Origin of the sequence: Moritella sp. 36 (genome assembly GCF_018219415.1) — a bacterium.
In the GTDB taxonomy this organism is placed as follows: Bacteria; Pseudomonadota; Gammaproteobacteria; order Enterobacterales; family Moritellaceae; genus Moritella.
The window spans coordinates 3023394-3046924 of record NZ_CP056120.1; the positions used below are offsets into that span (position 1 = coordinate 3023394).

At 40.3% G+C, this 23531-nt stretch carries 18 protein-coding genes; 5 read left to right on the forward strand and 13 right to left on the reverse strand.

Annotated features, from left to right (window positions below):
• Nucleotides 1-42: 42 nt before the first annotated feature.
• From HWV03_RS13340 to HWV03_RS13370, 7 genes are all read right to left on the reverse strand, one after another.
• A complete protein-coding gene (locus HWV03_RS13340) occupies nt 43-1317 on the reverse strand; it encodes an HD-GYP domain-containing protein (RefSeq protein ID WP_211676358.1) in 1275 nt (424 codons plus the stop codon).
• A 198-nt stretch (nt 1318-1515) separates the two neighbouring features.
• A complete protein-coding gene (gene hisA, locus HWV03_RS13345) occupies nt 1516-2274 on the reverse strand; it encodes a phosphoribosylformimino-5-aminoimidazole carboxamide ribotide isomerase (RefSeq protein WP_211676359.1) in 759 nt (252 codons plus the stop codon).
• A gap of 560 nt (nt 2275-2834) precedes the next feature.
• Nucleotides 2835-6353: a methylmalonyl-CoA mutase family protein gene (locus HWV03_RS13350; RefSeq protein WP_211676360.1), complete on the reverse strand. Its 3519-nt coding sequence runs from the start codon at nt 6351-6353 to the stop codon at nt 2835-2837.
• A gap of 56 nt (nt 6354-6409) precedes the next feature.
• Complete coding sequence (locus tag HWV03_RS13355; protein WP_211676361.1) at nt 6410-7564, reverse strand: dihydrolipoamide acetyltransferase family protein; 1155 nt, start codon at nt 7562-7564, stop codon at nt 6410-6412.
• Nucleotides 7564-8541, reverse strand: a complete 978-nt coding sequence (locus HWV03_RS13360; RefSeq protein ID WP_211676362.1) for an alpha-ketoacid dehydrogenase subunit beta — start codon at nt 8539-8541, stop codon at nt 7564-7566. The genes HWV03_RS13355 and HWV03_RS13360 overlap by 1 nt, the downstream gene beginning before the upstream one ends.
• Nucleotides 8538-9644, reverse strand: a complete 1107-nt coding sequence (gene pdhA / locus HWV03_RS13365; protein ID WP_211676363.1) for a pyruvate dehydrogenase (acetyl-transferring) E1 component subunit alpha — start codon at nt 9642-9644, stop codon at nt 8538-8540. The genes HWV03_RS13360 and pdhA overlap by 4 nt, the downstream gene beginning before the upstream one ends.
• On the reverse strand, nt 9637-10728 hold the full coding sequence (locus tag HWV03_RS13370) for a Leu/Phe/Val dehydrogenase (RefSeq protein WP_211676364.1): 1092 nt from the start codon (nt 10726-10728) through the stop codon (nt 9637-9639). The genes pdhA and HWV03_RS13370 overlap by 8 nt, the downstream gene beginning before the upstream one ends.
• Before the next feature lie 794 nt (nt 10729-11522).
• Between HWV03_RS13370 and HWV03_RS13375 the strand changes: the two genes are divergently transcribed.
• Nucleotides 11523-11888: a hypothetical protein gene (locus tag HWV03_RS13375; RefSeq protein ID WP_211676365.1), complete on the forward strand. Its 366-nt coding sequence runs from the start codon at nt 11523-11525 to the stop codon at nt 11886-11888.
• 309 nt (nt 11889-12197) lie between these two features.
• Here the strand turns inward: HWV03_RS13375 and rarD are convergent, their stop codons facing one another.
• Complete coding sequence (gene rarD, locus HWV03_RS13380) at nt 12198-13049, reverse strand: EamA family transporter RarD (protein ID WP_255546811.1); 852 nt, start codon at nt 13047-13049, stop codon at nt 12198-12200.
• Nucleotides 13050-13455: 406 nt separating this feature from the next.
• Between rarD and HWV03_RS13385 the strand changes: the two genes are divergently transcribed.
• A complete protein-coding gene (locus HWV03_RS13385; RefSeq protein WP_211676367.1) occupies nt 13456-14790 on the forward strand; it encodes a sodium-dependent transporter in 1335 nt (444 codons plus the stop codon).
• An 87-nt stretch (nt 14791-14877) separates the two neighbouring features.
• On the opposite strand, the gene HWV03_RS13390 is transcribed toward HWV03_RS13385, so the two are convergent.
• From HWV03_RS13390 to HWV03_RS13410, 5 genes are all read right to left on the reverse strand, one after another.
• Nucleotides 14878-16551, reverse strand: coding sequence for an AMP-binding protein (locus HWV03_RS13390; RefSeq protein WP_211676368.1), 1674 nt, complete (start codon nt 16549-16551; stop codon nt 14878-14880).
• A gap of 69 nt (nt 16552-16620) precedes the next feature.
• Nucleotides 16621-17604: an acyltransferase family protein gene (locus HWV03_RS13395; RefSeq protein ID WP_211676369.1), complete on the reverse strand. Its 984-nt coding sequence runs from the start codon at nt 17602-17604 to the stop codon at nt 16621-16623.
• Between the two features lie 93 nt (nt 17605-17697).
• Entirely contained in the window at nt 17698-18354 is a 657-nt protein-coding gene (locus HWV03_RS13400; protein WP_211676370.1) for a LysE family translocator, read from the reverse strand.
• Between the two features lie 92 nt (nt 18355-18446).
• On the reverse strand, nt 18447-18851 hold the full coding sequence (locus HWV03_RS13405) for a DUF3568 domain-containing protein (protein WP_211676371.1): 405 nt from the start codon (nt 18849-18851) through the stop codon (nt 18447-18449).
• A gap of 146 nt (nt 18852-18997) precedes the next feature.
• A complete protein-coding gene (locus HWV03_RS13410) occupies nt 18998-19930 on the reverse strand; it encodes a porin (RefSeq protein ID WP_211676372.1) in 933 nt (310 codons plus the stop codon).
• A 434-nt stretch (nt 19931-20364) separates the two neighbouring features.
• Between HWV03_RS13410 and HWV03_RS13415 the strand changes: the two genes are divergently transcribed.
• From HWV03_RS13415 to ugpE, 3 genes are all read left to right on the forward strand, one after another.
• Nucleotides 20365-21657, forward strand: coding sequence for an extracellular solute-binding protein (locus HWV03_RS13415; protein WP_211672025.1), 1293 nt, complete (start codon nt 20365-20367; stop codon nt 21655-21657).
• A 73-nt stretch (nt 21658-21730) separates the two neighbouring features.
• Entirely contained in the window at nt 21731-22612 is an 882-nt protein-coding gene (locus tag HWV03_RS13420) for an ABC transporter permease subunit (protein WP_211672026.1), read from the forward strand.
• Nucleotides 22613-22646: 34 nt separating this feature from the next.
• The gene (ugpE, locus tag HWV03_RS13425; protein WP_249185308.1) at nt 22647-23489 is read left to right on the forward strand and encodes a sn-glycerol-3-phosphate ABC transporter permease UgpE; all 843 of its coding nucleotides are present in this window, start codon (nt 22647-22649) and stop codon (nt 23487-23489) included.
• Nucleotides 23490-23531 lie beyond the last annotated feature (42 nt).

Here is a 23531-nt window from a genome sequence, read left to right on the forward strand (position 1 = left end):
GCTACAATTATAGTGTAAATGCTTTAATTATAAACCTATTAATTAATTATTATTTTTCGCACTTTCAAAATAATAATTAATGCGACTTCTCGGGTTTAAGTATTCATAAATATGTTCAGGCAATTTATCCGGTTTAATGACACCTGTAATTGACAGTTCACGCTCTTCAAGATCAATGATCGGGGATTCAGCTCGAGGTACTTCAGCGTCATAAATAAGGATGTTAGGATACAATAATCTATCTGAATTCACTGACAGTACCAGTCCTATCTGATCATTTGATAATCGTACAACACTACCCGGAGGGTAAATTCCCAACACCTTCACTAACAGTTTTAAATCACTTTGATTATACTTATTCGCGCTATTTTTATACAGCCAAGATAAGGCATTCGACGGTACTCTTGCTTTGGTTATATCGTTCGGATGACAAAGTGTGTCATATTTATTCACAACACTAACAAGCTGAGTGAATGGGTCTATATCAGAGCCTTTCAACCCTTTAGGGTAACCGCTACCATCTAATAGCTCATGATGCTGTGCGATAATAGACTTAGCGGCTTCAGGGAATGTATCCACTAAATTAACAAGATCTAGCCCATATTTAGGATGTAACCTTAAAAAATTTTGCTCTGCGTTGGTGAGTTCTGTCTTTTTACGCAGGATTTGCGGGGGTATTTTCAACTTACCCATATCATGAAAAAGCGCGCCCATTCCGATAGTTTTAATGGCATTAGCATCTAATTTTTTCATTTTAGCAACAAGCATTGCGAGCACTGATACATTTAATGAATGGTAATAAATATTTTCATTTTCTTTAGTTTCACTCATCAAATGTAAAACGATATGTTCTTCTTTTAGCAGAGACTCAACCATATCTCCGATGAGTTGTTCTGCGTCATCAATCGCATTAAGAGGGCGACTCGATAGTTTACTCATAACAGAACGCACTTGAATCATTGCTGATTGAAAGTTTTTTTCTGTTTTAGTTATTTTGCGGCGATGAGTTTTTAATTCTTCGATTTTTTTCTGTTTGCGTTCCCACAACTCACGTTTAGCCAGTTCTAGATCTACATCAAGCACATCTGAAGATTCTTGTTGTTTAGCATTCGAAGTTTGTGGAGGCAATAAGCCATTATCGCTGCGTTGTGGATAAACAGTAACGTGCGCAATACCAAGCTTACGAATGAGCTGCAGTTTTTCTTGAGTATCGATTTTAAAATTATTGAACATAAAGGGATGATCGCACCAACCTAAAGGTAACTTAACGTAATTACCCACTTGAATACGATCTACAGAAACTTTAATACCACTCATAATAAACCACAAAACAAAACTGAAATGGCAGTTTAGTAGAATAAATAGGGATTTAAAAGGTGTTTATACTATACATATGGAAAATCATATTGAACATTGATTTTCATCACACTATCAATTCTTGATAAGGATTAAACAGCATTATATCGCAGATTTTATCGGCATAAACCGTCATAAAACCTGCCATATTAATAAATATTAATGATTTTTATTCCAATCAATACACTGCTGTAATGTAATACCAGAACCACCAAATATGTCTAACGCACTGCCAATCGTTAAATCAACTTTACCCTTTGATAATTGCTCGACTAAAGCAAGATCATCAATACTGCGAGCACCACCAGCATAAGTCACCGGTATTCTTGTATGCTGCCCGAGTAAAGTAACAAGCTCTTGATCTATGCCATTCTGCAATCCTTCAACATCAGCAGCATGAATCAGAAATTCGGCACAATGCTCAGAAAGTTGCGCTAATGTGTCTGCATTAATGACTGTGCTCGTGATTGTTTGCCAACGGTTCGTTGCAATATTCCAACCTTGAGCTGTTTTTCTACAACTCAAATCTAAAATTAAATGCTCTTTTCCGATTAACTCTTTTAACTGCGCTAGCTTTTCCCAGCTAAACTCATCACCATCAAACAGATATGATGTGACAATGACATGAGACGCACCAACCGCTATATACTGAGCTGCATTAGATAAATTAACACCACCACCGAATTGTAATCCTTGAGGCCATGCTTCTAATGCTTTTAGCACTTCGATTTCATTATTTGGGCCTAATGCAATCACATGGCCACCGCGTAAATCATGTTGACGATAAATATCGGCATAATACGCCGCGTCATATTGACTGATAAAATTAGTCGCAGCACCTTGATCATTCAAGCTGCCACCAACAATTTGTTTTACTTTACCTTGGTGTAAATCAATACAAGGACGAAACTGAGTCAAAACAACACTCCTCTGTTTAAAGACTAAACGATCAATTCCTGATCGTAACTCGCATTTTAGCTCACCAGTATAACCAGAATTACAGCAGAATGCGGTGTTTTAAAATATTGATAATAAAAAACAGGTAAGAGATAAGAATATAATGGGTAGGCGTCGGATGCCAGAAACTAAAACGCCATCTATAAATAGATGGCGTTCAATTCTGAATTCCTAGGAAATTAGTAACCTAAGTGTCTTGGGTAAGTGAATTTTGAGTTATATAAATCACCAAAAACAGGGGTTGTAGGTACTGAATTTTTCATAAGTGTCACCTTCTAAATCATTAATCAAAAATCGAACCAAATGGTTCAGTTGATCTCGGTTCCTTGGAGGCGGTTTAACGGACTCATCCTTTGAGCATTTTTATATCTTCTCGAGAAGATGTGACCAATGTAACATAAAAAAACGGCAATGCAAGCTTTCATTTGAAACTCGTCACATAATCAAACAAACAATATTGCTTTCCATATTATGATTTAAGCCTATATAATGGCGATTAATGTGTGAGTTTTATCGATTCTCTACATATTTCGACGGTATTTACCACCAACTAAATATAGAATATCAGCCAGTTGCGACAAACTAGCCGTAGGTGCTGCATCCATTAATGCTCCAAAGCTATTACTTCTTGATAATAGCGCGACTTTCATCGACATCAGTGCGCATTCACTGCGTTCTTTATGCTGTTTATGAAATTGTGATATAGCCTCAATTTGCTGTTTTTTCTTTACGTCAGGGCAACGCACTAGCTGTTTTTTACTCATCTTCACTGTGTCAGTTCCATCACTGTGCCCATGGCTTCTAGACATGCAATTAACCCCAACCATATCAAATTTTTCTGTACTTTTTAATGTCTCATAATACATACTTTGCTGTTGGATTTGAGCGCGTTGATAGCCCGTTTCGATAGCCCCCAACACACCACCTCGTCGTGCTAAGCGATTGAATTCAGAATATACAGCTTCTTCGACAAGATCGGTTAACAGCTCAATGACATAGCTGCCTTGCAGTGGGTTTTGATTTTTATTTAACCCAAACTCACGATTAATAATGGATTGAATCGATAACGCACGATAAACAGAGTTTTCAGTCGGGGTTGTGATAGTTTCGTCATAAGCATTCGTGTGTAAACTATTACAATTATCACAAAGTGCATAAATGGCTTGTAAACTGGTGCGAATATCATTTAAATCGATCTCTTTCGATTGTAAACTGCGCCCCGATGTTTGAATATGATATTTCAATTTCTGGCTGCGGTCATTACCATTATAAACGGATTTTAATGTGCGAGCCCATATCCGGCGAGCAACCCGCCCTATCACTGCATATTCAGGATCCATACCATTACTAAAGAAGAAGCTGAGCCTTGGTGCCACATCGTTGATCTTCAATCCTTGCGCTAAATAATATTCGAGCAAAGTAAACCCATTGGCCAATGTAAAGGCTAATTGGGTTATCGGATTCGCTCCCGCTTCACCAATATGGTAACCACTAACCGAGACGGGATAAAACTTAACGATAGCATTCGCACTAAAATAGCCCTGCATATCAGCCATTAATTGCAGCGCAAAATCCAATGAGAAAATACATTCATTCTGAGCAATTTCTTCTTTTAAAATATCGGCTTGTAATGTCCCCCTGACTTTATTGTAAGTGCCTTGTTTAAGCCTTATGTATTCATCCTCCAATCCAAGTAATTCGACCATCAATACTTGCCCTGAAATACCTAATAGTGCGAGCCCTAAACCATTATGACCTTCAGGTAATACGTCACGGTAAATAGGTCTTTGTTTAGCTGTAATACCGCAAGATGAAAAATAAGCTTTAATCTGTTTATGGGCTTTTGACCATAGGTTCGCTTGTGTTAAATACAACTCGACTTGCTGATCAATGGCGGTATGTAAAAACCAAGCCATCAATATCGGCGCGGGGCCATTAATTGTCATCGATACCGAGGTTGCGGTATCGCATAAATCAATACCTGAATACAATACTTTCATATCATCAAGCGTTGCAATAGACACCCCTGACATACCAATACAGGCGCATATATCTGGGCTTATTGCAGGATCATGTCCATACAAAGTATTAGGATCAAATGCCGTAGATAACCGAATCGACTTTTGGCCTTTAATTAAATAATGAAAACGTTTGTTGGTATCTTCGGGTAAACCTTCTCCCGCAAACATCCGCGTCGGGTCTTCATCATTGTGTCGTGTTGGAAATACACCCGCGGTATAAGGAAAGTGACCAGGGATATTCTCATTAAGCAGAAATGCCGTAATGTTATCCCAGTGATTTTCGTTTGGTCTGGCTACATGTGGGATCACGGTACCACTTAAGCTAACAAAATGGTCTTTATGCTCACCAAAGGTTTGATGGGAACCAATTGTATCAACCCCATCTTCGATACGTTTTAACGCTAATTCTTCATCGTCTCTAAACCAAGCTAATAGTGCATGCCTAAGTGGCACAGTTATCTTCGCAAGTAGTTTGTTATAACGTAACCGTAACGGTGGTAATAACACCTTCAAAGATGCATCTGTCACCAAGAAACTATCCGCATCGATGTCACTCTCTAAATCAGCTTGCGCATAACGGCCTAACTTAGGTGGTAAACAAGGATCACCCAGATCACTCAACATTTGATAGCAACTATGCAGTTGACGTACTTGTTCTATTTTCTGCTGATTTTGATCTGTGACTTGTACATAATGGTTATAAATAGCGGTGAGATAATCAGGGGTTTGCAACTGTAATTGACTTTCTGTTAACGTCCAATCATAACGAGGATACTTTGTCAGTATTTGTTGGTAATACGACTTTAAACCGGCCTCTGGTGTAAAACGCAGCTTCGTCATCAAAAATGCCATAAAGCGACTGAAACCATGATCGTTATAATGGCTGGCAACAACAGGAAAAATAGGTAATTCGCTATTTGTAGCCTGCGCTTGCTGCTGGTTAAAACGCCATTGCTGTTGAATAGCATTGTACGCATCTTCACTCCCTTGCTGATCTGCTTTATTTAACACCACAACATCGGCAAATTGTAACATCTCAATTTTTTCTAATTGACTGCTGGCACCATAATCTTTGGTCATTAAGTAAAGACTGAAATCCACCATATTAACAATCGCACTGTCACTTTGACCAATACCCGCAGTTTCAATTAACACGAGGTCAAAACCTTGATTGATTAACATCGGCACACAAGTTTGCAATGACTGGCTCACCGATACATTCGCTTGTCGTGTGGCAATAGAACGCATGAACAAACGGTCATGTGGCAAGGTATTAATGCGAATACGATCGCCTAACAAGGCACCTCCGGTTTTTTGCCCACTGGGATCCACGGCTAAATACGCAATGTTGATATCAGGATAGAGCTGCAATAACGCACGTAATAATTCATCACTAAACGTACTTTTCCCCGCACCGCCTGTCCCTGTGATCCCCACCACCAGCGATTTTTTAGCGGACGTGACAGAAGCCGCTGCAACGCGACTTGGACTTTTAATCTTGCCCTGCTCTATAGCCGTGATTAATTGCCCCAAATACATATCAGTTGCAAGTTCAGCATCTAATTTTTTTACATTAAATTTTGCTTGTTTTTTGGGTTTAACCGCGACTAAGCGTTGTAATAAATCGCTGATCATCTCGTCTAAACAAAGTACATCCGCACTGGTATAAACACGCGTAACGCCTTGTTCTTCTAATGCCCTTGCTTCATCAGCGGTGATAGTCGCACCACCACCAACAAATATAGCGGGCTTAGCTCCAGCGTCAGCAAGACTCGATAATAGGTAATTAAAATAAGCATTATGCCCGCCCTGATAAGAGCTCATCGCAATTGCATCAACATCTTCTTGTAATGCTGCGGTGACAACATCATGAACCGAACGGTTAATACCTAAATGTATGACTTCAACTCCCCGAGCCTGCAGTAACCGCCGCACAATATTAATCGAAGCATCGTGGCCGTCAAATAAACAAGTCGCAGTTAAAATTCGTAAGGGATATTTGGTTGAAGTCGTTTTCATTACTCTCCACTCCATTCGGTACTGTGATAAAGATGGCTATCACTTGGTTATTGGTATTAACTATCCAACGCTAGATCGGCCATTAACACAGCTAAAAAACGCGCTGCTTCACCACCTGTAATAGAACGATGGTCAAAGGTTAAAGACAAGGGTAATAAGGTATGCTCAACAATATCGCCCTTCCCATCACCCGGTTTCATGTAAGCCAACTGCTGAAATAAGCGCCCTGTCCCTAAGATTGCCACAGTAGGAGGCATGACAATCGGGTTAGCATATTTACCCACCATACTGCCAAAGTTAGATAAGGTGATGGTATTACCGCGTAAATCATCCGCCGCTATTTTGCGTTGTGATACCAATTCTTTGATGGTATTAATTTTGTCGCGCATCGCCTCAGCGCTATAGCTTTGTGCATCTCTGATCACTGGCACAAATAAGCCATCTTGAGTATCAACAGCCAAACCTAGGTGCATCGATTTAATAATACGACGACCAATCGAATGACTGTCATACCAAGCATTCAATGTTGGTTCAGCTTCGCAGGCGAGCGCCATTGCACGAATCAGTCGGACTGTGATATCACCTTGAGTAAACCAAGTCGTAATATTTGCATCATCATGTATTGTCACTGGCACCACTTCAGCATGTGCTTGCGTCATCGCCTTCGCCATACTGCGACGCACACCTTTCAATGGCACTAACTCACCTACGTCCGCAAATATTTTGACTACACGCTCTACATCTGCGGCTGTAATAGTACCGTGCGCACCAGACGGGGTCACAATTGCTAAATCAATATTATATCTATGTGCTAACGCCCGTACTGCAGGGGTTGCTTTCACTCCAATACTGTTCCCCGATACCGATTGCGCGGTCTCTTTTAACTTAGTGTCGGATGTATGTAATTCACCCACCACAGATGTCGACGCTTTAGGCTGTTCAGTTTCCTCCTCAGCTTTACTCGATAATGTCACGCCCTCTTCTGAGAACTCAACAAGCGGATCACCAGTATGAATAATGTCACCGCTTTGCCCATACAGTTTCACGACGGTAGCGGACTCTGGACACGGGATCTCAACAATTGCCTTTGCCGTTTCCATCGACACCATTAACTGGTCTGCCGTCACCACATCACCAGGTTTTATAAACCATTCAACAATTTCAGCTTCGGGCAGTCCTTCCCCTAGATCAGGTAATTTGAATATATGCATCAGAACTCCATGACGTTATTTACCGTGGAAATAATTCTCTCAACGCTTGGCATATAATATTTTTCCATTTTAGCCAGTGGCATAATGGTGTCATAACCACTTACTCTCATGACGGGTGCCAATAACGTCATCAGCCCTTCCTCCGCAATAATGGCTGCAATTTCTGACGCAACACCACCACTGCGCGCTGCTTCTGATACGATCACACAGCGGCCAGTTTTTTCAATTGAGCTTAATATCGTGGTTTTATCAATCGGTTTAATCGTGGCAAGATCGATAACTTCAGCAGATATATTGCGTTCTGCTAGCTGATCCGCAGCCTGCAACGTTTCATATAACATCGCCCCCCAACTAATTAAGGTCACATCCGAACCTTCACGCAAGGTAAAACACACATCTAACGGCAGTGCTTTACCGTTGTTTTCGACAGATTCAGTTTGTAATCGATAAATACGTTTCGGTTCTAAAAACACCACAGGATCGGGATCTCGGATAGCAGATAGCAATAAACCATAGGCACGTCCAGGTGAAGATGGGATTACCACGCGAATACCTGGAAGATGCGCAAAGATAGCTTCAGTACTTTCACTGTGATGCTCTGGCGCATGGATCCCACCGCCATAAGGCGCACGCAATACCATGGGACAAGTTAAACGGCCACGCGTACGATTGCGCATTCTCCCTGCGTGACATAAAAACTGATCAAACGCGGCATAAATAAAGCCCATAAATTGGATTTCGATTACGGGTTTCATGCCTTGTACCGCTAAACCGATCGCCATTCCGCTAATGAGTGATTCCGCTAATGGGGTATCAATGACGCGTTCACGGCCAAACTCAGACTGTAGTCCTTCCGTCGCGCGAAACACACCACCATTAGCACCAATATCCTCACCCAGTAAGATGACATTTTTATCTTCTGCCATTGCATCAAACAAGGCGTTATTGACTGCATCAATGAGAGTCATGTCTTTCATTCTTCACCTCCCTGCAAACTTGTGTTTCTGACTTGTTCTAATTGATCTAAATAATAGTCGGGCAAGGTTTCATACAAATATTCAAACATCGCGGTTGGCGACGCGGGGAGAATAGCAAGATAACGCGCCACAGCAGCGTCAATTTCGTCACTGCACTCTTTTTCTAGCTGCTCGATGGTTGTGTTATCAATAATCAATTCATCTAGGAGTAGACTTCGTAATCGCGTCATGGGTTCTTTCTGCCAAGCCTCTCCGACGTTATCTTCATCACGATATCGAGACGCATCATCGGCGGTAGTATGGTCGGATAAACGATAAGAAATGGTTTCAATCAGATGAGGGCCTTGGCCTTCTCTGGCTCTGTCGATAGCGTCCTTAATTTTGATATAACAAGCAATAACATCATTGCCATCAACTTGTTCGCAACTGATACCGCCTGCAATGGCTTTTTGCGCTAGCGTTGCACAACTCGATTGGTCATCCCGCGGCAGAGAAATAGCCCATTGATTATTGTTGATAATAAAGACGACAGGGAGCTGCCACACGCCTGCAGCATTAATGGATTCATAAAAATCACCTTTGGATGTTGCCCCGTCACCACAAACAACAACAGCAACACGTGGCTCTTTCCGTAATTTCATCGCATAACTGATACCAATAGCATGACAACATTGGCTCGCAATTGGGATGGTACAAGGCATATCCTCTCGCGGCCCCTGAAAGTCCATGCCGCGTTCATCACCACCCCAATACATCAAGATCTCTTCCGGTTTTACGCCTCGAATAAGAACCGCGGCCGTTTCGCGGTAAGCTTGAATAAACACATCTTCTTTACGCATCGCTTTACCAATTGCGGCGCCGACCGCTTCTTGACCAAGGCATGAGGCATAAGTACCAAGACGCCCAGTACGTTGCAGCGCAATTGCTTTGCAATCAAAAGTACGGGTAAATAACATCCAACGGTAAAGTTCAACAAGTAATTCACTGCTCACGCCCGCGATAGAAATCTGTTGCAACGATTCTGATAGTCTGCCTGTTTCATCCAGATATTGGGTATAACCGACGCGGAATATATTTTCAGCCTTGACCGTATTTTTATTCATAATTAGCTCCTGCGAATGGTCCCGTTAGTATCTTTTCAGCTAAACCATTGGCAACATCAACCGTCGACCTATTTTGTTGCTCTGCTTGGGTAAATATATCCAGTAATGTGTCATACAACGCAGCCACTTTATGCTGCATCACATCGGGTTTATTTAAGTAGGTAATTTGCAATACCCCACCAGAATTAATGACATAATCAGGCGCATATAAAATCCCCTTTGCTGCCAACGCATCAATCATACTGCGGCTTTGTAATTGGTTGTTTGCAGAACCTGCAACGATAGAGGTATTTAATCGGGCGATAGAACTCGTATTAATGACTTGACCTAATGCACACGGTGAAAAGACATCACAATTAACAGCATAGAGCGCGTCACCAGCCACAACATCAACGTCAAATTCATGAATAAGTCGCTGTGTTGCCTGCTTATTTGGATCGGCGACGGTTAACCTAGCGCCATCATTATGCAGTAGCTTAGCTAATGCATAACCCACATTACCTACCCCTTGAATAGCAATATGAAGACCCGTAAGCGACTCCTGTTGTAGCTTAAACTTCACTGCTGCTTTTATACCGTAATAAACGCCTTTCGCCGTATGGGGTGATGGATCTCCCGAGGCTAATCCTGCGGTTGTGGTACACATAACATGCTTGGTTTGGCTGGCGATAATATCCATATCATCAATCGTCGTACCACTGTCCATTGCCGTAATATAGCGACCATTTAAACTTTCGACAAAGCGGCCAAACGACGTAAATAACGCCTTACGATCCGTTAAATGTGCAGGTTTTAAAATAACCGCTTTCCCCCCACCAAAAGGCAGTCGATTGATTGCTGTTTTATAGCTCATGCCAGCCGCTAAGCAGCATGCATCTTTAACTGCAGCTTGCGTTGAAGGGTAATTAATCATTCGACAGCCACCAATAGCAGGGCCTAATTGAGTACTATGAATGGCGATGATTGCTTGTAATTGTGTTTCTGGGTCTCGCCAGAAGTGCACATCGCTGAATGGGTATTGTTCAGCCATGTCAAATAGATCGGTCGATGCTCCCGACTCTCTCGATTCAATGTAGCTTGCCATAAGCGGTTCTCCAACCTTGGGTTACAGATGCCCTGAAGACGCACAGTTATTTACATTTAAGTCATTGGGTATGCAGGAGGTTACTCTATGATAACTATAGACACGATACGCAACACTGCCCATTCGCAAACCCGTTATCGTGACTAACAACACGTCAGCGGTGAGAGTCTGAAAAATTAGCTAAGGACATCTCAAGCAGCAGCGGAAGGTTTATCTATTTTGTAACTCACTTATGCCCCGAAATGCGTTAGTGCTATTGCTCAACCGCTGTGATCACCAAGCGACTCACCTTCGAGACTCCGGAAGCGAATGCATTTATGGATCTGCTCCGGTAACAGTAAATTAACTCACCATGCGCACGAATAATGTTCCTATTATTGCAAAGCTTTATGCAGATAAAAGATATATCAATAAAGCGCTGATGTCAGACGTTGCTAAGCGGACTCGTTGAGTGACATGTATCGTGTTAACCCAGTTCTAAGTTAAACAGGCATCACATTCTGATAGCTACTTTTTAGCATAGCTTTACAGCTACTTAGTCGCATGATTAGATTAAGTTTATTGTAAATCAAGCTTTAGAAAAAGGAGAAGTATGTAATTAAAATTACAACCTAATTATTATCATCGGTTACCTAGCCTGAGTGTTACCACAGGAAGTGAAAATACAGGTCTGTCAGCTCAGTAGTGCACACAAACTAGTGCATTTTAATCCCAAATATCGGCTAAAGCTAGCCGCTTAAAACGAGTGAAATCTGGAACTTATTCCATTTAAAATAAAATTATCAAGGATGAACATGAAAACTTTAAAAACATTAAAAACATTGGCTGTATGTGCTGCTTTATTATCCCCTTTTTCTGCAAATGCATTTGATAGTGAACTAGAATTCCAAGGCTGCATTAAACAATCGCTGGAAGAATATCATCGTGAACTAAATATAATATGCAGCGATGGTTGCCCCGAAGACGAGCAAAAAGCATTCACAAATGTAAGCGAAGTTCTACATAATAACTTTTTCAATGATTTGTTTATTTTTAAAAATGTGCACAAAATTTTCGATGCAGAATATGTGTTTATGTGGGGAGTAGAATCAGGGCTAAACACAATAAATGCTGAAATCATAGCTAACTGGGCAGTTAGAGAATGTGGTGTTCAATACTAATTTATGATTAAATAAAATATATTGGCTTATCTATTCTTAGCATTCTGGTCCAAGGGTTAAGGACAATTTTATTACGGAAAAGTAACTTTTCAGCAATCAGTTTTAAACGCTGAATTCCAACTGATGATCAAAGGCTTGCCATACTTCAGCTGGGTCTTTTCCGATTTGTTGAGCTTAGTTTTTAACGCGCCAACTCCCCTTGGGCTTTTATATGCAAAAAATAGAGTTGCAAGTCTGGCACGCTTCAGTCCAAATATGGCTTAGATCAATCCATTCCTAATTTGCGCATTCATTATTTCCAATATCGTACTAACCGCGTCGTTTATAACTATCCACAGCAATTAATACCAAGGCAAGCATAATCGCCCCATAGATCGGCCATTGGATTAGTTCAATGCGCTCACCAAGTAATAAGCCAACACAAAAAACTAATGTCGGCTCTAAATAAGTCAATAAACCAAACAGGCTAAGTGGGAGCATTTGTGAGGCGTATAAAAATAATAGCATCGGTAGTGTACCTGTAATCGCGAGTCCTAAATAATAAGCCCAAGACCAGACGTCGATTTGTAGCCAATCATTAAAAGGTTGTAAATAAAGCATACCAAGCAGTGCAACTGGCAGTAAAAAAATGTTGTCTAAGGTGAATACCAGATCGCTCGCCATTGGATAACGTCGGCGATTCATAAAGTACAGCGGATAACCTAAAGCAATCACAAACACAATCCAAGAGATGCCATCAGCAATGACATAGGCATAAACAACACCACAAGCAGCAATCGTGCATGCGAGTAACTGTGCACGGGTTAATTGCTCACCATAAACAAAATAACCAACCGCAACCAAGATCAGAGGTAGCGCAAAATAGCCTAATGCCACAGACAGTATTTCACCCTGTAGCGGCGCCCAGATAAAAATCCAAAACTGTGGCGCAATTAAACAGGCGGAAAGTAAAAATCGCGGCCATAACCGCCACTGTTTTAATTGTTCCCACAACAATGATATTCGCCCTACTACGATTAAACCCAATAACATAATGACGGCACTCCACAACACTCTTTGCCCGGCTAGCCAATGACCAGCGCCTCCGGCAACACCTGTTTCTGGCCAGTTTGGTTGGAACTGTACATACAAGGGCAGCAATGCAAATAAACAAGAAGCCATTATTGAAGCCATTAATCCTTTTTTTTGAGCGGAAAAATGGCATGTTTTACTATTAAGTTTGGAGAAAATCATAGGTTATCAAATTCAACTGGTTAGAGAATGAGAGTAAGAGCCGAGACAACACCACGGCAGGCCACTGAAGTTTTATATATTGAATATAAAGATTCAGATGAGTCAGATAAGCTTAATATTAATAAATTGATTAAATTATAAACTGATGACACACGAATAAATGAAACATATGCCCTTCGGGCTTTTAATAATACGATAAAACTGTTCTACTTGTCACCAATACAATTGAAATCTAATTTTGACCATGTGTACACAAAGGTTTACACCACGATGGGCCATGTACACAATTCTCAAAATTAACCACTTACTCGGCAAGAAATACGTTGGAATAAAAATGGCAACAGGTTCAAGAGCACAATTTTCGTCTCGATTCGGCTTCATCATGGCAGCAGCAGGTTCAGCTGTCGGTGTCGGTAATATTTGGGGTTTCCCTACACAAGCAGCGAGTAACGGCGGGGCTGTATTTTTACTTGTTTACTTATTAATGGTGTTTATTCTAGCTTACCCATTACTCGTGGCAGAGCTAACCATCGGTCGTCACGGTCAAGCCAACCCTATCAAATCACTCCAATCTATTTGGCCAAAACAAAAAATGGCGGCTGCAGGTTTAGGTATAGCAGGTATGGTTGCGGTATCAATGATCTTAAGCTTTTACGCAATTGTTGCGGGCTGGTTATTAGGTTCATTACTTTCTCCACTGTTTACACTTATCGGTCTTGATACTGCGGCTGAATGGGTTGATTCGTTTGGCACAGCGCGTAACTTGGTAATGATGGTTATCTTCATGTTAATGACTATCAACGTTGTTAAAAGCGGCGTTACCGACGGTATCGAACGCTGGTCTTCACGTTTAATGCCATTACTGTTCATCTTATTTGGTTTGCTGACAGCTTATATCTTAACACTCGATGGCGCGAGTGAAGGTCTTGAAATGTATCTTATTCCCGACTTCTCACACCTAAGTTCAGACTTAATGATCAGTGCGATGGGTCAAGCCTTCTTCTCATTATCATTGGGCGTATGTGCGATGATGGTATATGGTTCATATTTAAGTAAAGATACCAATATTCCAAAAACAGCCGTGCAAGTCGCATTGCTCGATACTGGTGTTGCATTTGGTGCGGGCCTACTGATTTTACCTGCGATGTTCGTGGCACAGAAAAATGGCGTTGAAATTTATGATGCTGCCGGAGCCCTGCTTAGCTCTGATACGTTAGTGTTTAATGTATTACCTGCAATGTTTGATACCATGGGTACGATGGGCATTGTTATCAGCATTTTGTTCTTTGTATTAATGCTTATTGCCGCCCTAACGTCATCAATCGCAATGTTAGAAGTACCTGTATCGTGCGCAACTGAAGAATTGAAAAAGGACCGCTCTACAGTCGTTTGGTGGATCGGCGGTATTATTACGTTGATTTCAACAGTGATTATCTTTAATTTTGGTGATTTGTTTGGCTTAGTGATCACAGCAACAACGGTTTATGCACAACCAATTCTTTCGCTAATCTTCGCATTGTTAGTGGGTTGGATATGGCGTCGTGACCAACTACTTGCCGAAATTAAACAAGGCAGTACAGAGCTCGAAGATAGTTTATTTTGGAAAATATGGCCTTGGTATGTACGTATTGTTTGCCCTGTACTCATCATTCTAGTGCTAGCATCTTAATCATTATCAACTTCTGACTTAATACGTAAAAAGATGATAAAAAGGCGGCTACTTCCTAATGTAATAATAGTGACATGGCCGCCATTTTCAATAATCAAACCGCACCGCAGTATAAATTAATTCAAGCTCTTCGATACTACACGTTTGCCAGTTATCAGGTAGTTCGTTACCCAAACAATGCTCTAGCTCTACAGATAAATAAACAAATGACAGAGAGTCTGCATTTAAATCATTAAAACTATCACTTAACGCTAATTCTTTTAATCCTAAAGCCGCCATAAATAGACAAGAGATACTGTCCCATTCTTTTGTATCCAATTCTAGAATGGTCACGATGGTATTAAGCAAGCGTTGTAAAAAACCGATGCTGTGTTTCTTATAAACTTGCTGCTCAATAGTACGTAAATCATATTTACCATTTTCGAGTAGTGGAAGCGATTGAAACGTAGAGATCATAAATTTATCACGTGGCAACGCATAAGCGTCACTTAAGCGAGTGAGCAGTGCTTTACTCTCAGCAGTATTTAACACTTTACCCTGCCCACTTTGAGCGTTTTCTAACGCAATAATAATTGTTTCATCATTCCCGGTCACCGCACTGTGCGGATACAGCTTTTTGACAAAGCTTTGGACATCATCAAGATTAATTCGTAGCCCAAACAACTTAACAAAGCGCTTAGTCCGACCAATAAGATAAAAAAGACTATGCTGTGTTCGGCAAGCAATATCTCCCGTAAACAACATAGAGGGGGTCGCATCGATAGCTAAATCATCAATCGACCTAGCATAACCCATCATCACATTCTCACCTCGATAAACCAACTCCCCTGGTGTATCTAGCGCATTGATCTTTTGTCCCTCATCATCAACAATAAATAATTCACCCTGCGGAATAGAACGGCCAATGGAACCAGGGAAGTCCACCGTTAAGTCAGGTGGAAGATACGATATTCTTGGTGATGCTTCTGTTTGCCCATACATGACAAAAAATTCAATACCATTTACCTGCGCTTGCAAAGCATATTCCTTAACTAAAAAATCCTCTAACTTACCTCCAGCCTGAGTAACATAACGTAAACTTGGATAACAACTAAAATCAAAATTGGTTTTTAATAAAACTTCAAATGTATAGGGCACCCCCGCAAAACTGGTCGCAGAATAAGTGACTAAATCATCCCAAAACTCCGTATCCAATACACCTTGCTGACTAAACACAGTACATGCGCCAACTTGTAGATGCGTATGTAGAATTGATAAACCATAAGAGTAATGTAGCTTTAAGTGCGCTAACGCAATATCCTCTTCATTTAAATGAAGATATTCGACAATAGATTCGGCATTTGACTGCAAATTTTTCGAACTTAACTTAACAAACTTAGGCGTACCAGTGGTACCCGAAGTAGATAACAACAAGGTTAAATCAGTATGTAAAAGATAAACAAGGTGTGAATGATGGTGAGTATGCCCAGACGCATCTATAAGTAGGTTCGGTTGGTAATAATTGATGAGTTGCGCAGACTTTTCACTTTCAAAATCATCTGCGAGATAGATAACTTTATTACTCCTTAAACATGCTAAATAACAAATCACCGACTTAATCGTATTTTTTGATTCTATAAACACTAATTCTTTATGGCAACCAAGTTTCTTCGCTAAAATATCAACTTGATCATCAAGCTCACAATAAGTGACTTGTTCACCACTTTTAGCATCAATCAACGCAATGTTATTTTTGAATCGTCGTAAATCATTAAAAAACATAGCGCCCCCCTTTCGATTGACGTAAATAACAATTAATAGACTCCATCCGTATTAGTCATAACCACAGGACTATAAACCAACAAACATTTTCGATTTTTCCTTTAAAATCAGTTTAATGATAACAAAAGACAATAACGACAATAATATTGTGATTGAGAAACTGGCCGATGCCGCAATAATTCCGCTCACTTCAGTATTAAAGTGTTTATACAAAATTCTAATCACACCAATAAAATAGCCATGCACAAAAAACAGATAAAAGCTCAAATGAGCAAACATATTTAACCACCTATTCTTCTTCGATAGATGGCGTTTAGAGCAGGCGATCAAAATCACAGACAAGCTCATTTTCCACAGTAAATCAACCGACGAACTAAACGCAGAAAACCAAGAGCTAGAAAGATAAATAACGATATAACCAACTAAAATATAACTACTATATTCTACTAGCACTTCATAAATACGTGGCCGCAGCCAAAGTACCATGCCCAGTAAATAAGCAGGCAAAAAATACACGCTCCATATCAAATTATTCTCACTAAAATACGGTCGACCAAACCATAAAGCAGGCACTAATGACACGATAAAAAACGCCTCTAACAAACACTTATTTTTGATATAAATAATAACCGGACTCAGAAGATAAAATGGAATAATCATCGGAATAAACCATAACGTGACAAGGTGCGAACCCGAAGCCATTAAGTACAAATATTGGTAGGCTAGATTTAAGCTACGAAACCAATCCATATCAATCCAAAAATGGGTACTTTTAAGGCCTGTCATATAAATTAAGATAGCGGGAAGTGAGACGAAAAAGTAAGGGACAATGATCACCTTAAATTTATGTTTTAGAAATTCAAGGTAATCAAAGTTGGCTGATAAAGCCGAAAATAAATAGCCCGCAACAACGACAAATAATACTGTCGAGTTTTCGAGTAACAAACCAATGCCGAACAATATCACAGAATCATCATTGTCGATCGTGCCAATGGCATGAATCAACATAATGAGTAGAATAGCAATCCCTCTGTAGTTATTGATAAATTGCATTATTGGCCCTTATCTCACCAGTAAGTAAGTAACTTACTGGTTTTTAATTATAGCCAATATGGTATAAACAGCAAAATCGGAAATTGTACGAAATTAGCCTTGTTTACTCATCGCTAATTTAACACCGAAAAACAGAAACAAACCACCTGTGAGTTTCGTTAAATAAGTCGTTAAATAAGTCGTTAATCGCTGATTATGTTTAACCTTACCGCTAATCGACGATGATGACCAAGCTAAAATATGACACCAGATCATAGCGTTAATATTAAAAATAACCCCAAGAAAAATAAATGACATCGCTTTATCTGGGTAATCCATGGCAATAAATTGCGGGACAAAAGCTAAAAAGAACAAGGCTACTTTGGGATTTAACACATTGGTTAAAAAACCTTGAAAGAAGATATTTGATAACGGTGTATTTTTATTTTCGGCACTAGCTTCAATATCAGCATTAGCGACTTTATTCTTTGATAACAGCATACTGAAACCAATATATAGCAAATAAATACAGCCAATTACTTTAACAACAGTAAATGCCATCGCCGATGTGGCTAAAATAGCCGACAGGCCAAACGCAGCTGCAAGAATATGTACCAAGGTGCCAGCACCAATACCAAACGCACCGACAGAACCTGCACGAAAACCTTGGCCTGCGCTACGACCAATAACATATAAAGAATCAGGACCGGGGATCAAGTTTAACATGATGCCTGATACCACAAATAACCACAGTTCTGTTACTCCGAACATACTACAACTCCCTCTTTGTTATCGACTATCAATTGGTTTTGTATTTACCTGTAAATACAAAAGACAGTGTCGATTGTAGCATGTGACGAGGTTTACTGGTTATTCAATTCGCATTCCACATTAAGTTCCTTACAGATTCTAAATACTCCCTCTAGAACACGACTGACGCCATTATTAACGCTCGCATCAGCACTGATTGTCAGCTGAGAAATATTGCTATTAATTTTCGCGACTTTAAGGGTGACTGCGGTATCCGCCTGCCGAATATCTAACAGCATTGCAGAATCGTCCTGATTCTCAATCCCTACGTCAGGATTACTATTCAAAATATTAAGAGCGGCATTATAAACGTTATTAGCAGATGCCTTAATGTCGACAGTTGCGACTTCATGGTTTTGACTCTTGTAATACATAACGGCACCAACAGTCGCGACACCCAGCCCTGCACAACCAGAAATTAATGTCGTAAAGAATAAAATGATGAGACTTTTTTTCATGGTAAAGGCCTTGTGATTTAGTGTATTAATTTATAAATAAAAGGCTCTGTTCCCCGAGATGTCAACTGTACTTAATAAGTGTCATCAATCATCTGGAGGAACAGAGCCATTTTACTTAAGTTTAAACTTGAATTAATAAGTCTGCATTAGAAAGAATAACGCGCACCCAACATGAATTCATCTGCATTGCTGCCACCCCCCGCTGAAGTATCCGTGCTTAGTGCGACTTTGTAGCCAGTATATAGCGCTAAGTCACCAATATAACGGCCATATTCAAATGCTACGAAATTAATATATTGATTGGGCGCATTGTCAGCACTTAAATAATTATACGAAACACTCACCTTATTTTCACCGAAGTCATAAGATGCAAATGCATCAACGGCATCGAAGTCTGCACCATTTATAGTTCCTTGCTGTACTAAGCCTGAAAGTAAAAAACTATCTTTAGTATAACGAGCACCAAGCATGTATACATCTGATGATGGGTTATACATATTTGATTCTGTACCCGCATAACCAGCGCTAACTTCAATATCTTCGCGTAGTTGATAAGCAAGCATCACGCCGCCGCCACTTACATTTCCTCTTAGGTTAGCTGATGCATTGAATTTAAAATCACCTTTGGTCAGGCTATAAAGAACTGTATCTTCAGCCCTATCGTCACTTGCTACAATGCCAGTGTTTGTATAACCACTAAAAATTTCAGCCATGTCGGTAAAATCAGTTAGATATGTAACAGCATTATCTTGCGTACCATATGTTAACGTTCCGTAAGCAGTTTCAGCACCAACATATGCATAACGTGTATAATCGCTAATATGATCAGATGAAGACTGTGTTCCTGTAGCCTCAAATTCCAATTTACCAACCGCCTTGATAGAACCATTAATTTGGTGCTTACCTTGACCATTCAAACGAACACGTAAATTATCTTCATAAGAACTATCAACAAGCCCTCCCCATCCTTCAACTCGCCCACCAAAAGAAAAATCATCGGTATCTATCGTATCAGCAAGAGCTGACGTAGATACAAGTGTTGCCAATGTGAAAGATAGTGCTTTATTTGTGTTGTTCATGAACAATCCTATTATTACTTAAGTCGATGCTTAAATTGATAGTAAAAGTGATAAATAGCTAAGACGGTAGTGAAGCTGACGGCTAAATCCCTTAAAGAATTCGCATCAACAAAGCACTGTATGCCTTTGAAAAACGTGAAGATAGTCAATATTACAAATCGACTCAAGAGTATTTACTCTTCATGACCATAATTTACCTTGCTTACTCTTCATGACCATAATTTACCTTGTTTACTATTCATACATTAACCCATTGGATACAACTTAATCAGTGGCACACAATAGTTCAATACATATCATCACATCGTCATTTATCAGCATCGAATTACCGACGTCACATTACCGAAACAAAAGTGCAACATAACCGTCATCATTTGTCCCTAATATAGGCATCACATTTACAGGTATTAACTAGATAATCATTAAGGATTGAGATGAAAAAGCGATTGATAATCGGAATTTTGGCTTCATTACTATCAAACACAAGCATGGCAGAGACCAACATTACCTGGTGGCATGCAATGAGTGGTCAACTTGGTGAAACAGTAAATACAATTGCTCGTGACTTTAACGCGTCTCAGGACGAATACAAAATCAAGCCCGTATACAAAGGATCATATGTTGAAACGCTCACCGCTGGTATTGCAGCTTACAGAGCAGGTCAAGCGCCGAACATACTACAAGTTGCAGATGTCGGTGCCGCGACGATCATTAATGCACGAGGTGTAGCGAAACCAGTAGAAGATATTTTGGTTGAGTCTGGTTATGCGTTTAACAATCAAGACTATATTGCAGGTGTTCGTAATTTTTACGCTGACAGTAACGGTAAAATGATTGGCATGCCTTTCAACAGTTCGACACCTGTACTTTATTACAATAAAGATATCCTAAATAAGGTCGGTGTTAACGCACCTCAAACCTATGAAGAAATGGAACAAGTCGCAGAGAAACTAAAAGCACAAGGTTACGCCACGTTTTCACAATCGCTGACACCTTGGATCATGTTCGAAAATTTCAAGTCTCGTCATAACTTACCCGTCGCGAATAAAAATAATGGCTTTGATGCACCTGCAAGCAAACTGATGATCAATACGCCTGATATGCAGATGCACTTTAACAAATTAAAAGAATGGTCTGACAACGGCTATTACAAATATTACGGCTCAGATTGGGATGCAAACCAAATACCGTTTGAAAAGCAGCAAGTCGCCATGTGGATGGGGTCATCAGGCTCATTTGGTGGTTTACGAAATCGGGTTGACTTTAAGTTAGGCACAACCTACCTACCGTATTGGAAATCAATTAATAAAGATGCGGGTCGTACGTTTATTGGTGGTGCGGCTTTATTCGCTATTGATGGTAAACCGAAGAAAGAACAGCAAGCTGCAGCCGCATTCTTTAGCTTCTTAACCAGTCCTGAAACACAAATGTTTTGGCATAAGTCAACGGGTTACGTAACCGTAACAAAAGCGGCTTATGCGCTAACCAAAAAATCAGGTTACTACCAAGAACAACCAGATGCAGAAGTGGGCGTTAAACAACTTAGCCTAGCCGGTGGTGAATGGACACGAGGGTACCGTTTAGGTTTCTACTCACAAATCCAAGAAGTCATGCATCGTGAGTTTGATAACGTATTTGCTAACCGAACTTCGGTAGAAAAAGCGCTTAACAATATCGATAAAGAAAGCCAGGTTATCCTAAATCGTTTCGCTCGAACTGTGCGATAGCCTATTACTGACTGTGGTTCACACCGTGTGTGCCACAGTTAACCTATTCCTTTTAATTCATTAGGTTTTTATTGTGGAACAACGCCAACAATTTACCCACTCGGCATTGCCTTATATTCTTTTAGTACCACAAATTGCAATTATCGCTGTGTTTTTTTTCTATCCAGCCGCTGAAGCCGTTTATCTATCATTTATGTTAGAAGATCCTTGGGGTCTATCATCTACATTTGTCGGATTAGAAAACTACAGCATTATTTTTAATTCAGCTGAATATTTAAAATCTGTCTTTTTCACCCTTGGCTTTGCCGTAGTAGTCTCCTTTCTATCTTTGGCTATTGCCTTACTGCTCGCGGTTAAAGCCAACAATATCCTACATGGTAAAAGTGCTTATAAAATAACGTTGACCTGGGTGTACGCGGTTGCGCCTGCTGTGGCAGGTATTATGGGTGGCTTTATCTTTAATCCACACATTGGTGTATTCACCGATATTTTTGCCAGTCTAGGTTGGGACTTTAGCTTATATACCAACCCTTTTGACGCGACATTTGTCTTGGTCTTAGTCTCGGTGTGGAAACAAGTATCCGTCAATTTCATCTACTTTTTGGCCGGTCTACAATCCATTTCATATGCGGTAAATGAAGCTGCAATGCTGGATTGCGAAAGTGATCGCCGTCGATTCTGGACCATCACCTTCCCGCTACTTGCACCAACGGGGTTCTTTTTACTTGTCATCAACTTAACCTATGCCTTTTTTGAAACCTTCGGGGTTATTGATACCTTGACGTCAGGTGGACCTGGCGGCGGTACAACATCATTGGTATATAAAATTTATCGCGATGGCTTTATTGGTACCGATCTCGGTGGCAGCGCAGCACAATCTGTAGTGTTACTGGTTTTAGTATTGCTATTAACTTGGGTTCAATTCAAGTTTATCGAAAAACGCGTGCATTATTAATCGCAGACTGATTAACAAAAATGAGAATTTAATTATGAAACAAAATCAATGGCTAGATCATGTGATCCTGATTATCGGTGCACTCTTTATGATCATCCCTATTTGGTTAATATTTGCCAGTTCGACACACAGCCCAAATACCATTATCAGTGATGGGTTACAGTGGTTACCAGGCGGTAACTTCAGCGCAGTTTACAGTGAAGTTTGGAGTAAAAGTATCGGATTTAGCAGTGGCGTAAACGCAAAATCCATGATAATTAACTCAATGATCATGGGACTTGGCTTTGCTATCGGCAAGATCATCATTTCTATGATGGCCGCTTATGCGCTAGTTTACTTCCGTATGCCATTTGCATCGCTTTGGTTTTGGCTTATTTTTGTCACCCTACTGCTTCCTCTAGAAGTAAGGATCATCCCCTCGTACGAAGTCGTTGCTAATTTGGGTATGCTAAACAGTTTTTCGGGGTTAATCCTGCCGTTAATTGCATCGGCTACTGCAACGTTTTTTTTCCGCCAGTTTTTCCGCACAATTCCGAATGAATTATTGGAAGCGGCGCAACTCGATAATGCCGGACCAGTCCGCTTTTTTATCGATATTTTATTACCCTTATCAAAAACCATGATCGCCGCCATTTTTATCATTATGTTTGTCGTCGGTTGGAATCAATATTTATGGCCAATCATGATGACAACGGATGAAAGCTACAACACCATCGTCATGGGAATTAAGCAGTTACTGAGCGACATTAGCCAAAGTAGCCAACCGCGTTATGACCAAGCATTTGCATTAGTTATATTCGCCATGCTGCCACCAATATTAGTCGTCATCATCTTTCAACGCTGGTTTGTTAAAGGCCTAGTTGAAACTGAAAAATAGCCGTGGTTTTAATCACCGCCAACACCTAATTTGTTAAAGAGA

What these genes read in the sequence shown, in the direction of transcription:
- HWV03_RS13340 (WP_211676358.1), bottom strand. Translation starts at nt 1,317, where the DNA reads ATGAGTGGTATTAAAGTTTCTGTAGATCGTATTCAAGTGGGTAATTAC.
- HWV03_RS13350 (WP_211676360.1), bottom strand. Translation starts at nt 6,353, where the DNA reads ATGAAAACGACTTCAACCAAATATCCCTTACGAATTTTAACTGCGACT.
- HWV03_RS13355 (WP_211676361.1), bottom strand. Translation starts at nt 7,564, where the DNA reads ATGCATATATTCAAATTACCTGATCTAGGGGAAGGACTGCCCGAAGCT.
- HWV03_RS13360 (WP_211676362.1), bottom strand. Translation starts at nt 8,541, where the DNA reads ATGAAAGACATGACTCTCATTGATGCAGTCAATAACGCCTTGTTTGAT.
- pdhA (WP_211676363.1), bottom strand. Translation starts at nt 9,644, where the DNA reads ATGAATAAAAATACGGTCAAGGCTGAAAATATATTCCGCGTCGGTTAT.
- HWV03_RS13370 (WP_211676364.1), bottom strand. Translation starts at nt 10,728, where the DNA reads ATGGCAAGCTACATTGAATCGAGAGAGTCGGGAGCATCGACCGATCTA.
- HWV03_RS13375 (WP_211676365.1), top strand. Translation starts at nt 11,523, where the DNA reads ATGAAAACTTTAAAAACATTAAAAACATTGGCTGTATGTGCTGCTTTA.
- rarD (WP_255546811.1), bottom strand. Translation starts at nt 13,049, where the DNA reads ATGGCTTCTTGTTTATTTGCATTGCTGCCCTTGTATGTACAGTTCCAA.
- HWV03_RS13385 (WP_211676367.1), top strand. Translation starts at nt 13,456, where the DNA reads ATGGCAACAGGTTCAAGAGCACAATTTTCGTCTCGATTCGGCTTCATC.
- HWV03_RS13390 (WP_211676368.1), bottom strand. Translation starts at nt 16,551, where the DNA reads ATGTTTTTTAATGATTTACGACGATTCAAAAATAACATTGCGTTGATT.
- HWV03_RS13395 (WP_211676369.1), bottom strand. Translation starts at nt 17,604, where the DNA reads ATGCAATTTATCAATAACTACAGAGGGATTGCTATTCTACTCATTATG.
- HWV03_RS13400 (WP_211676370.1), bottom strand. Translation starts at nt 18,354, where the DNA reads ATGTTCGGAGTAACAGAACTGTGGTTATTTGTGGTATCAGGCATCATG.
- HWV03_RS13405 (WP_211676371.1), bottom strand. Translation starts at nt 18,851, where the DNA reads ATGAAAAAAAGTCTCATCATTTTATTCTTTACGACATTAATTTCTGGT.
- HWV03_RS13410 (WP_211676372.1), bottom strand. Translation starts at nt 19,930, where the DNA reads ATGAACAACACAAATAAAGCACTATCTTTCACATTGGCAACACTTGTA.
- HWV03_RS13415 (WP_211672025.1), top strand. Translation starts at nt 20,365, where the DNA reads ATGAAAAAGCGATTGATAATCGGAATTTTGGCTTCATTACTATCAAAC.
- ugpE (WP_249185308.1), top strand. Translation starts at nt 22,647, where the DNA reads ATGAAACAAAATCAATGGCTAGATCATGTGATCCTGATTATCGGTGCA.